An 11,874-nucleotide genomic window follows, 5' to 3' on the forward strand; every position below is an offset into this window, starting at 1 on the left:
CTTCCTATGCCCCAGATTTCGAGTGGATTGACCCTGCAGCAGCTGCGCTACTTTATAGAAGTTGCAGCTGAGGGGTCGATCTCCGCGGCCGCCGATCTTCTTTATGTAGCGCAGCCGACCATGTCCGCCGCGATGAAGGACCTTGAGGCCCGTGTGGGCCGTGCGCTCCTGGTTCGCTCCGCCCGCGGGGTCACCCTCACCGCTGACGGTGTAGAGTTCCTCGGCTACGCGAGGCAGGTCGTGGAGCAGTTTGCTCTCCTCGAGCAGCGCTATCTTGGTAGGCCACCGCGGCGGCGTCTGCTCGGGGTGTCAACGCAGCACTACTCGTTCGCGGTGGATGCCTTCGTCCGGATGGTCAAGGCCACTGAGGTGGCCGAATACGAGTTCTCGCTGCGTGAGTCCCGTACTTGGGACATTATCGAGGATGTCCGGACGCTCCGCAGCGAGATAGGCATCCTCTACCGGAACGATTTCAACCGGAAGGTCATCGACAAGCTGCTCCGGGAATCCGGGCTCGCGTTCACTCCGCTTTTCCTCGCCGATCCGCACATTTTCATTTCACGGAAAAATCCGCTCGCCTCAAAAGAGCGTGCGACTCTCGATGATCTCGCCGGCTTGCCGCGGCTAACTTTCGATCAAGGTGCGAACAACTCTTTCTACTTCGCCGAGGAGATTCTCTCCACCCTGTCCAGTAAGCAGGAGATCCGGGTCTCTGACCGTGCCACGATCTTCAACCTCATGATCGGGCTCCACGGCTACACGATCTCGACCGGCATCATCAGCGGGCAGCTCGATCCGGAGATCGTCGCCATCCCGCTCGACGTTGACGAACGCATCGAGATCGGCTGGATCGGCCACGCCGCGATCCCGCTCACCGACCAAGCGCAGCGCTACCTCAAGGAATTGCGGGCCGTCGTCGCTGAGTTCGGCGTAGAGCTACTCGACTGACTGCCGCTGAGCGGGTGCGTCTTTACCCCTTCGGTGATTGGACATGTTCGTTGCAGCAAAGCGGGTTGCTGAGCCGTGAGGCATGTTGGGCAGCCCTCTGAAACTGCAAGACAAAGATGCCTGGCGGGCATGCCTCCGTCAAAGGGGTTTTTGCTTTTGACGTGTATATATTCCGTTCGGTCAGGTCCCTCTGACACTGGCCGCGGGTGCGCTTGGCGTTGCGGGTCGCCTGTTTAGTTGTGGGGGAGCACGTTATGGCTGGTGTGCCCTGCGCTTGCCGTGAACTGGGACTGGGCGTTCCTCGCTTGGTTCTTCTGGTTGGCCTACACCGCTTCATGGGTGGAAGGGCGGAGCGCAACATGACTTCGAGAAGCCGAGCTGAAACCACCTAGTTTCAACTCGTTTTTGGTTCACAAAAGCGAGTAGCTGCAGCAGCGTGAGTCTCCACACTTTATTTTGAGTAGATCGTAATAAGGCGTACCTTGGATGTAGGCCAGAGTAGCCCTCGAGTACCGCACCGGTGAACATCCCCGGGCCGGCAGGGCAAGCAACACAACCAGCACAGCCCTTCCGCTTGAGCGGCACTGAACCTGAACCGGCCCTGATCCTGAACCCCAAGGAGAACCCATGACTTTGCTTACCGAGCGCCCCGCAACAACCGAACCCGCCCCTGAGGCCGTAAACCGTATCTCTGTAGCCGGTACCGCACTGCGTGGTGGCAGCTACGTATCCCTTCCCGCAGGCAGCGCCCAGGCCCGTGTTGAAGGCGCCTATGTCACCGCCCCCTGTAGCCGAAAAATCTCTGCTGTCACCCATGGCAGCTATGTCGCGGTATCCGGCGCTCCCGTTGTTGCCGGCGGCACCGTCGAAGGCAGCTACGTAACGCTTTCGAAGGCGTCCTAAGCCCCGGGCGTCTGTGGTGGATGGCGCCATCCGGCGCAAGAAGGGGAGGACGACGGCGACACTGCGTGTCGTCGTCGTCCCTTTTTATGCAGCCTTCGGCGGTCGGCGGGTTGTCCACATGCAGCACTTCGGGGCTGCTTCCATGGGGTGGCCGCTGCAATGCTCGAGGTGCCCAGGCGGCTCAGAGAGGCCCCCTCCCGGAGCGGTAGCACCCAACCCTCGCCTGGGCAGTCACAGCGGCCGGCACCTCGGTCGGATCGAGGTGGTGGAACGCGACGAGAACATCCACTGTCTCTCCAAACAGGGGGTCACAGTAGGTGGCTCGACAGCAAGACTCGCCGTCAGCAGGGCGACAACCTACAGCCGGATGGACAGGCTGGAGGATCACCCATCCGAAATAGGCGGTCGCCGCGCAGACTCCGGGGAGCCCCCTGTATCTTTCGTGTCCTCCGGCAGCGGAGTAGATTGAAGAAACACGGCGGGTGTCGCCATGGTCCGGACGAGAATCGTCGGACGCGGTGCGGCCGACAACGGAACGGGCTCTTTCTGAGAGGAGTTACGTTGCGCGAGATATCTCTTCCTTCCGGTGAGACTGTCCCGGTGCTCGGGATCGGAACGTGGGGCATGGGCGAGAACCCCGACAACGCTCGCCAAGAGACCGCGGCGATCCATATGGCCTTGGACGTGGGAATGTCCGTGGTTGATACCGCCGAGATGTATGGCAATGGCGCGGCCGAGGAACTCGTCGGAAGGGCGTTGGCAGCCCGGCGGAATAAAACGTTTCTGATCACCAAAGTCCTGCCGCATCACGCCACATTGCGCGGAACCATCGATGCCTGCGAAGGTAGCCTGCGCCGGCTTGGAACGGACAGCATCGACCTCTATTTGCTGCATTGGCGAGGTGTTGTTCCCTTGGCCGAAACGCTCGAAGCCTTCGAACACCTGCAGCGGGCCGGGAAGATCCGGTACTGGGGCGTCAGTAACCTCGATGTAGCGGACATGGAAGAACTTCTGCGCTTGCCGGGCGGCCGGAATGTCGCGACAGACCAAGTGCTCTATAACCTGACCCGCCGGGGCATCGAGTTCGATCTGTTGCCCCGCTGCGTCGAGAGGGGCATCCCGGTGACGGCGTACTCGCCGCTGGAGCAGGGGCGGATGCTGAATGATCCAGTGCTGGTGCGCATCGCAACCGAACACGGCGTCAGTCCCGCGCAGATTGCCCTTGCCTGGGTGCTCAGGCAGCCACTCGTCTTGGCCATTCCCAAAGCGTCAAGCCCACAACATGTCCAGGAATGCCATCGGGCCCTCGACGTTCGGCTTGCGCCCCAGGACCTGGCCGACTTGGATCGTGCCCATCCTTCTGCCACCCACAAACGCGTGCTTGAGATGCTCTAGCGGCCTCCTCGTGGCGCGCATCCCTCAGCCGGGACCAAGGCTGCGATGCCAGTCCACCGGCAAGCGGAACCGTCTCTTGTGGTGACCAGCGATCACTGCGAGACTGGCAGTGCATCGCGCCGCTCCGTCGATAGGTTGAGGAGGGTTCCACGATGTCGGCTCGGTCCGCATCTTCCCCGCCGCAGTTCCGTTCACAGGAGGCTCGCCATGAAAACTGCCCTGCAGTATGGAATCCGTCAGATCGGGCCGGGTGAGGGAGCATGATTGAGGTTGCATTGTCGGTGATCCTGAAGGCAAAACCCGGCAAGGAGCAGGACGTCGCAGAGTTCCTCCGCTCCGCACGCTCCGTCGTTGAACAGGAGCAAGGGACGCGCGCCTGGTTCGCTCTCAAGTTCGACGATTCGACCTTCGGAGTATTCGACGTATTCCCCGATGACGAAGCCCGCCAGACTCACCTTGCCGGAGGTGTCGGGCAAGCACTAGCTGCTCAGGGAGCTGAGCTGTTCAGCGCGGAACCGAACATTCAGAACATTGACGTGCTCGCCTACAAGCTGCCCGGTGAAAGCGGGTAGAGGGCTACCGCTCCGCCGTCACCGCACTGCGATCCCGCCTGATGCATAGGTTCAGGAGCGGAGGGTGACACGCTCCGACACCGGCCGTGCCGAGGCGTTCAGCGATGCCGTCATCGCGATCGTTATCACGCTACTGGTACTTGAGCTCACTCCGCCGGAGACCGAACCCGGGGAGCTGCTGGCCGGACTGCTCGGTCAATGGCCGACATACCTGGCGTATGCGGCGTCCTACATCTATTTGGCCGTGATCTGGCTCAACCACAAATCTGCCTTCTCCCGTATCCGGCAGATGGACATCGGCCTACAGTGGGCCAATCTGGGAATCCTTGCCACGCTCGCCCTTTTGCCCTGGCCAACAGCCGTGATCATCGATACAGCCAAGACAGGCAATGTGGCCGACGAGCGGGTCGCGGTCGCGTTGTACGCGATCGTCGGGGCACTGCTGTGCCTGTCATGGCTGGTGTTCTTCTCGCACTTGGCACGGCATCCTGAGCTCACCGAGGAAGAAGTGGAGGATTCCTACTTCGCGCGCGAGCGACCACGTGCCCTTGCCGGGGTAGTGCTGTACCTCGCGGCGGGAACAGTAGGTGTCCTCGTCCATCCGCTGGTAGCATCGGTGATTTTCGTGATCCTGCCTGTTTTCTACGGTCTCACCAGCCACGGGGTCGAGCACAGGCCGGGCTTCCTGCGAGGTCTCTAGGGCGCTGTCCACAGCCGCAATCGCGTTACTTTGCCGCGCCGACTTTGCAAGCGGGATCCCCGGCCCCTAGGGTACTAAGGAAGCTTACCTTTTTGGTTGAGTGCAGTAATCGATTTGCCGATCAACATCGAGGAGAACGCGCAGTGCCAACTGAGGACAACCTTAAGATTCCAGGGGCTCCGTCGATTGAGCAGCCCGCCGTAGAAGAGCCCACAGCGTCGCGTGAGCCTTTGCCGCCGAAGCCTGATCAGCAGGGGCCGGAGGCCGTGTCACCCACGGGGAGCCCCACCGGCGCACCCGCAAACTCACGTGCCCAGTCCGGCCAGTACCTGACAACGGCCCAAGGTCTGAGGCTCGGAGATACAGACCATTCCTTGAAGGCCGGGCCGCGGGGCCCGATTTTGCTGCAGGACCATCACTTGCGTGAGAAGATCACGCACTTTGATCACGAGAGAATTCCTGAGCGCGTGGTCCACGCCAGGGGAGCCGGGGCGCATGGAACGTTCCGCTCTTACGGCACGGCGTCAAAAATTACCAAAGCAGGGTTCCTTGCGCCGGATGTGGAAACCCCGGTATTCGTGAGGTTTTCCACTGTTCTGGGATCCAGGGGGTCCGCTGATACGGTCCGTGACACCCGTGGTTTCTCCACGAAGTTCTACACGGATGAGGGCACCTACGACCTGGTGGGGAATAACATTCCTGTTTTCTTCATTCAGGACGGCATCAAGTTCCCGGACCTCATCCACGCGGGGAAACCGCACCCTGACAGGGAAATCCCGCAGGCTCAGAGTGCGCACGACACATTTTGGGATTTTGTTTCGTTGCATACCGAAGCGCAGGCCCACACGATGTGGAATATGTCGGACCGCGGAATTCCCCGTTCCTACCGGACCATGGAGGGGTTCGGCGTCCACACATTCCGGTTGGTGGATGCTGCAGGTAAGACCACTCTGGTGAAATTCCACTGGAAGCCGAAGCTGGGTGTTCACTCTTTGGTGTGGGAGGAGGCCCAGATTATTAACGGCATGGATCCCGATTTCCACCGTCGCGATCTGGCCGATGCGATCGAATCAGGTGCGTACCCGGAGTGGGAGCTTGGCATCCAGACGTTCCCGGACACCGAAGATCAAATGTTCGAAGGTATCGACCTTCTGGATCCCACCAAGTTTGTCCCTGAGGAACTGGCGCCGGTTCAGCCAATCGGACTGATGACGCTGAACGCCAACCCGACCAACTACTTTGCCGAGACCGAGCAGGTGGCCTTCCATCCGGGACACCTCGTCCCAGGCATCGATGTCACCAATGATCCTCTTCTGCAGGTCCGCCTGTTCTCATACCTGGACACGCAGATTTCGCGGCTCGGTGGACCGAACTTCGCCCAAATTCCCATCAATCGTCCCCACGCCCCGGTCAACGACATGCTGAGGGACGGGATGCACCAGACTGCCGTGCATGGGGGAGTGGCCCCTTACCATCCGAATTCCCTTGATGGTGGTTGCCCCTTCATGGCCGGGCGGGACGTGGGAGCATTCGTGGACGTCCCTGAGGAAATCGCGGCAGGAATTAAGGAACGGAGAAACCCGGCGTCCTTCGATGACCACTTCAGCCAAGCCCGGCTGTTCTTCCGCAGTTTGACGTCGGTAGAGCAGGACCACGTGATTCAGGCCTACACCTTTGAGCTTGGCAAGTGCTATGAAGCGGCGATCCGGGAACGGCAACTCATGGCGCTGGCTAATATTGACGCCGGACTTTGCGCCGCCGTCGCCAAGGGCCTCGGGATGCCGGCTCCCACGGCCACCGTTGACACGCCGGACGTGGAGCCCAGCCCCGCTGTGTCCCAGATTGGTGGGAAATGGCCTGTTTCCGGTCGCGTGGTGGGCATCATCGCGGACAGTGAAAGTGACCTGTCGCTGGTGACCGCAGCACGCGAGGCGCTTGACGCGGAAGGCATGGTCCCGCTGGTAGTTGCGCCGTCCGGGGGTGTGATTAAACCGGAGGACGGTCCCGCAGTGACTGTTCAAAGGAGCTATCTCACCGCGCGTTCAACCGAATTCGACGCAGTCATTGTGGCCGGCGGAGGCACTCCAGCAGCCGACGCCGTGCCGGGCCGCGATGCCAAGGCAGGTGAACCGGGGGCGACCCTTGACCCGCGGGTTGTCCTCATGGTCTCCGAAGCATTCCGTCATGGCAAAGCCATTGGTGTTTGGGGTCCAGCTGCCACAGTTCTGGACGCGGCGGGGGTCCCTCTGAATGCCCCCGGAATCGTCACTGGAGAAGGTCCGGATACAGTAATTCCCGCGGTGGGGGAACTGCTCTCGGCACACCGGGCGTGGGAGCGGTTCCCGGCGGCGGGGTCAACCTCGTAGCACGTCCAGCAGAAGGCTGTTAAGTTCGACGGCGGTGGGTTGCCCATGCGGGCCAGCCCGCCGCCGTCGGGTTGTCAGGCCGGACGGTGCTTTCGCAGCGTTCTTAAGGCAACTACGGCCCCCAAACCCGCTAGTGCCCAAGGGGCACCCACGAGGATGGGGTCGATCCACTGATGGTTGATGTCTGCGCGCTTTTTCCCGACGCGGGAGCTCGCACCATGGTGGGAGAACTCGCTGAGCACACCGGTTTCGGTCACCGGGTTGTCCGGTCGCAGGGTTGCGAACGAACGCAGGTGGCTTTCCCACGCGTCCACTCTGTCGGCGGCGATCAGGACCAGCCAGTGGGCTGCACGTCCTTCGCTGTATTTTCGGTATGCGTACTTCCGCAGCGCACCGGAGATACCCTTGGGAGGGGTTGAGGTGCCAAAGACGGGGGTCACGAAGGCGTGTTCAACGGACCGTTCCCTGGGCCACTTCTCCGGCTGACGTTCGGGAAAGTCCCAGCGCGCACCGGTCTCGATACCGGGCTGCTCGCGGGGGTAGGAGGGTCTGTCCGCCGGGTCGAGGTCAACGCCCCATCCCGGAATTCGTGCCCGCAGCTCCTCCGCAGTCTCCTTCAGCGCGGGGGTGCCGGAGGTGTAAGGCGTTGGTATTTCAGCCATCATGGTCCCTTTCAGGCCGAGGTTGCGACGATGAGGGGCTTGATGCAGTCATCAAGCTTCGCCGAGAAGATGTGGTAGCCCTCGGCGATGTGCTCCAGAGGGATGCGGTGGGTGACAATGTCACTGGGTTTGAGGTGCCCGTTCCGGATGTGTTCGAACAACCGGGGCCACTGCCTTTTGACCGGGCATTGGTTCATCCGAAGCGTCAGCCCTTTGTTCATCGCGTCGCCGAACTTGACGGCGCTGAAGAGCGGCCCGTAGGCGCCCACGACTGACACAGTGCCGCCCTTGCGGACGGAGTCGATGGCCCAGTTGAGGGCGATGGGGGATCCGCCCTGCAGTTTCAGCTTGCTGCTGGTCACATGCTGGAGGAAGTTGCCGTCCGCTTCGGCTCCCACCGCATCGATGACGACGTCGGCGCCCAGATAGTCCGTGGCTTTCTTCAGGTGCACCACAATGTCGTCGTACTCCACAAAGTTGTAGGTCTCGGCGTGGGCGAATGAGCGGGCCTTTTCCAGTCGGTATTCCAGGTGGTCGATGACGATCACCCGCCCCGCTCCCATGAGCCAGGCTGACTTCGCTGCGAACAGTCCCACCGGGCCGGCACCGAACACCACAACGGTGTCACCTTCGGCAATGTCGCCCAACTGGGCGCCGAAGTAGCCAGTGGGCAGGGCGTCGGTGAGCAGTACGGCATCCTCCTCGTCCATCCAGTCCGGAATCTTGGTGGGACCCACATCAGCGAATGGCACGCGCACAAACTCAGCCTGACCGCCGTCGTAACCCCCGCAGGTGTGGGAGTAGCCGTAAATGCCGCCCACGGCGGTGGCGTTCGGATTGACGTTGTGGCAGTTGGAATACAGGCCGCGGGAGCAGAAGTAGCAGGACCCGCAGTAGATGTTGAACGGAACCATGACCCGATCCCCCACCTCCAAGTTTTGGACTGAGGAACCCACCTCGTGGACCACGCCCACAAACTCATGTCCGAAGGTCATCCCGACCCGCGTGTCCGGCATCATGCCGTGATAAAGGTGCAGGTCTGAGCCGCAGATGGCCCCCAATTTCACTTGCACGATCGCATCATTGGGATGTTCGATCTGCGGTATGTCTTTCTCTTCCACGCGCACCTTATAAGGCCCGCGATACACCATGGATCGCATCAGTTCCCCTTCCGGGAAGTAGTTCGTTCCGGCATCGAAATAGCCTGTCGGGCCCTAGGCGCCGACCGGGTGGAGGACAACTTTGGTCCAACCATCCACGCGGTCATCGAAGTTCCTGTAGGCCTCCGGGGCCTTGTCCAGCGGCAGTTCGTGGCTGACCAGGAAGGAGGGACTGGCCTTCCCGCCGGCAATGAGGTCACGAAGGGCCCGGTTGTATTTCTTGACCGGGCACTGACCGGAGCCCATCGTTTGTCCTTTGAACCAGTAGTTGCCGTAGTCGAAGGCCACCTGACCCTGCTTGGCAAGTTCGTCCGGGGCTCCAGGATCCTGTGGCAGGAACACGCCTACTACGCCCAAGCCACCTACGAACCTGACGGAGTCCACCAAGCGGTTCAAGGTCAGGTTGGGCTGTTCGTTTCCGCTCGGGTCGTGGGCCTGGTACCCGACGCATTCGCATCCACGGTCAGCGCCGAAACCCATGGTTTGGTCTTTGACGAACTCCACTGGGTCCACCTTGGAATCGTCCACAGGGATGGCACCGATCTGTTCCGCAAGCTTCAAACGGTCATGATGCCGGTCCACCACCATGACTTTTCCGGCGCCCTTGATGATGGCTGAGTATGCTGCCATGAGTCCTACTGGCCCCGCGCCGTAGATGACTACGGAGTCCCCGGGGTACACGCCGGCCATCTCGGTTGCGTGCCATCCGGTGGGGAAGATGTCCGCGACCATGACATAGTCGAGCTCTTTCTCCTCGGCGTCCTCGCCCAGGCGCAGGCAGTTGAAGTCTCCGTACGGCACACGCAGGTATTCGGCCTGTCCGCCTTGGTACGGCCCCATGTCCGCGAACCCGTATGCGGCACCGGCGAGCTTGGGTTCGGGCTGCATGGTCAGGCAGTAGTTGGTGAAGCCCCGATCACAGTTCTTACAGAACCCGCAAGCGATGTTGAACGGCAGTACGACTCGTTCGCCAACCTTCACCTTGTTCACCGCTGAGCCTGTTTCGATCACTTCACCGAGGTTCTCGTGCCCAAAGGTGCGTCCGGTTTCGAAGCTGGTGCGGCCCTCGTACATGTGCAGGTCGGAGCCGCAAATATTCGACGACGTTATGCGCACCAACACGTCGGCGGGGTGCTCAATCCTGGCGTCAGGTACGTCCTCGACGCTGACGTCGTTCGGTCCTTTGTAGACTACTGCCTTCATTTTTCCGCTCTTTTCTTGTTGCCCAAGCCGATCCGACCGAGTCGATGTTGCTATCCGGGGGCGCAGGCGTAGAAATGCCACGGAGCCCTGAACGGAATGATGGCGCAGCCGTTACCCAGAAACGGGCGTTGATTCAGCGAGGAATTGGGGGATGCAAGTTGAGGTCCGGGCCCGCTCAAAGGGGCGGAATGCCCGAGGCTCTCAGACGTCAGGCTGTCCGGGACTCTGTACCTGCCCGTCCGCCCGAAAACGAGACAACGAATGAGCCTTAATACTAAGCACGCTTAGTAAGAGTGTCGAGGGTTTACCCAAAATAGATGCCGTGAGGATCGACCATAACCATCGTTGAGGGGAGCTTCCCGTCATCAAGCTGTCTTCCCTGTCCGGCGCGGACAGGATTCTGCACGAATTGATCGGGCGGGTATCAAAGGATGCACACATCGGAGTGTCTGCCGCCCAACCCCGGCGGGCATCGACCGTAGGATTTGAAACCGGTCGGGCAGTTTCAAACACACAAGTGCGGGAGGCGGTGTTGCCCATTCGTGGCAGCGTTGCCCGGCAACATCGTTCGCGAAGCCCCCATTGCTGCGCTGGTGCGTCGCTTTCGGGGAATGGGGCCACGAAATGTGCTGGAACCAAGCGTCAGGAACAGGAGGGCCCTATGATCACCGTCAACACCATGCCGACATATCTCAGCGTGGCCTCCGTCCGCGTTCGTCGTCTTTGGCTCCCGCGGTGACTGGCTGCATCCCGCCTCGGAAACGTGTGAGGAGTCGATGGTTGCTCTCCATACTGTTCATCCAATTGGTATCGGCATTGTCAGTATTCCTTCCCTTCCTTGCTGGAATTGATCCGTTGGGCGGCCTGGAGACGCATACCGGAGTATCCACCCTCGTCTCGATCTTGCTCTTCCCGGTTGTTGTTCATGGAACGTGGCGACTCATGCGGCAACGACAAGGCGATCTGCTCGAAGCGTCACTTACCGCCGGCCCCGGAGACCCATCCCAAGGTCAAGAATCAGGATTCGGTGAAATCTCGAGGCCGCTTGATGTCCCCAGGGCGCAGAGCCATGGGGAGGACGGCATCGCTGCCCGCATCGATTCTCTGTTGGTGACCCGGTCACTGATCACGGCGTTCCAGCCGATCTGTCATTTGGGAACCGGAGAGATAGTCGGCGCCGAAGCACTCACGCGCTTCATGGACGCTCCCTTCAGGTCTCCAGATCAATGGTTCGCAGACGCAGAATCGATCGGTCGGGGCCTCGAACTCGAATTCCTTGCCTTGGAAACGGCAATGGCCGCCGCAGCGCGCCTTCCGGCCCACGTCTACGTCGCCGTCAATCTCTCTCCATCGGCATGCCTTGACCTGAGGCTTCGCGACATCGTGAAGAAATCACGTCTAGGACCCGAGCGAATCGTCGTAGAGTTGACCGAGCGCTCTCCGGTAGCTGACTATGCCCGTCTTGCGGCGGCACTCGCTCCGCTGAGAAGTACTGGTCTGCGCATCGCCATTGATGACGTCGGCGCCGGGTTTTCATCCATGCGTCACGTCCTTAGGCTCAATCCGGAACTTATCAAACTTGACCGGACAATCGTGGCGGGAATTGATAAGAACGCCAACCAGAAAGCTCTCTGCGCGGCGATGCTCAGCTTCAGTTCACACATCGGGGGAGGCCTCGTGGCCGAGGGAATCGAAACCAATTCGGAATTGGCCACGCTGGCTGAGCTGGGAGTCAACACCGGGCAAGGCTACCTCTTGGGACGACCATCCGTGCTGACGGAGGACGGGTCCGCTTCGTGGTGGAAGAACCGGTCGCCAGCAAGTGGAATTGACCATCGTCACCATGTCCATGGCGGTTCCTTCGGAGCAGGAGCTACGTCCTTCGGTGGAGACCCTCATCTGCCTTGAGCTCCTGCTGTCCCTCTGAGCGAGGGTGGCCTTCAGAGGTTGACGCCGGGCATTCTG

Annotated in this window: 10 protein-coding genes; 7 read left to right on the top strand and 3 right to left on the bottom strand. The window is 60.9% G+C overall.

The genetic code is table 11. The annotated features are described in order from the left end of the window. Positions 1 to 6 precede the first annotated feature (6 nt). The 6 genes from A477_RS0102555 (at position 7) to A477_RS0102580 (ending at position 6,884) form a co-directional block, all read left to right on the top strand. Positions 7 to 948, top strand: coding sequence for a LysR family transcriptional regulator (locus A477_RS0102555; protein ID WP_017197471.1), 942 nt, complete (start codon positions 7 to 9; stop codon positions 946 to 948). Positions 949 to 1,575: 627 nt separating this feature from the next. Continuing rightward, positions 1,576 to 1,851, top strand: coding sequence for a hypothetical protein (locus tag A477_RS0102560; protein WP_017197472.1), 276 nt, complete (start codon positions 1,576 to 1,578; stop codon positions 1,849 to 1,851). A 561-nt stretch (positions 1,852 to 2,412) separates the two neighbouring features. Next, positions 2,413 to 3,246 (top strand): aldo/keto reductase, encoded by an 834-nt coding sequence (locus A477_RS0102565; protein ID WP_026005298.1) that lies wholly within the window; start codon positions 2,413 to 2,415, stop codon positions 3,244 to 3,246. A 260-nt stretch (positions 3,247 to 3,506) separates the two neighbouring features. Then, positions 3,507 to 3,818, top strand: a complete 312-nt coding sequence (locus A477_RS0102570) for a putative quinol monooxygenase (protein WP_011774555.1) — start codon at positions 3,507 to 3,509, stop codon at positions 3,816 to 3,818. A gap of 64 nt (positions 3,819 to 3,882) precedes the next feature. Beyond that, positions 3,883 to 4,518: a TMEM175 family protein gene (locus tag A477_RS0102575; protein ID WP_017197474.1), complete on the top strand. Its 636-nt coding sequence runs from the start codon at positions 3,883 to 3,885 to the stop codon at positions 4,516 to 4,518. 143 nt (positions 4,519 to 4,661) lie between these two features. Continuing rightward, positions 4,662 to 6,884, top strand: a complete 2,223-nt coding sequence (locus tag A477_RS0102580) for a catalase (protein WP_017197475.1) — start codon at positions 4,662 to 4,664, stop codon at positions 6,882 to 6,884. 74 nt (positions 6,885 to 6,958) lie between these two features. On the opposite strand, the gene A477_RS0102585 is transcribed toward A477_RS0102580, so the two are convergent. The 3 genes from A477_RS0102585 to A477_RS0102595 are packed head-to-tail and all read right to left on the bottom strand — an operon-like array spanning position 6,959 to position 9,909. Continuing rightward, on the bottom strand, positions 6,959 to 7,546 hold the full coding sequence (locus A477_RS0102585) for a hypothetical protein (protein ID WP_017197476.1): 588 nt from the start codon (positions 7,544 to 7,546) through the stop codon (positions 6,959 to 6,961). An 11-nt stretch (positions 7,547 to 7,557) separates the two neighbouring features. Further along, complete coding sequence (locus tag A477_RS0102590) at positions 7,558 to 8,706, bottom strand: zinc-dependent alcohol dehydrogenase (RefSeq protein WP_014921687.1); 1,149 nt, start codon at positions 8,704 to 8,706, stop codon at positions 7,558 to 7,560. Between the two features lie 54 nt (positions 8,707 to 8,760). After that, positions 8,761 to 9,909: a glutathione-independent formaldehyde dehydrogenase gene (locus A477_RS0102595; protein WP_017197477.1), complete on the bottom strand. Its 1,149-nt coding sequence runs from the start codon at positions 9,907 to 9,909 to the stop codon at positions 8,761 to 8,763. Between the two features lie 780 nt (positions 9,910 to 10,689). Between A477_RS0102595 and A477_RS21920 the strand changes: the two genes are divergently transcribed. Continuing rightward, positions 10,690 to 11,817 carry an EAL domain-containing protein gene (locus A477_RS21920; protein ID WP_017197478.1) on the top strand — a complete coding sequence of 376 codons (1,128 nt, stop codon included), beginning with the start codon at positions 10,690 to 10,692 and terminating at the stop codon, positions 11,815 to 11,817. The last annotated feature ends 57 nt before the right edge of the window (positions 11,818 to 11,874 follow it).

Source organism: Arthrobacter sp. M2012083, from assembly GCF_000281065.1.
In the GTDB taxonomy this organism is placed as follows: domain Bacteria; phylum Actinomycetota; class Actinomycetes; order Actinomycetales; family Micrococcaceae; genus Arthrobacter.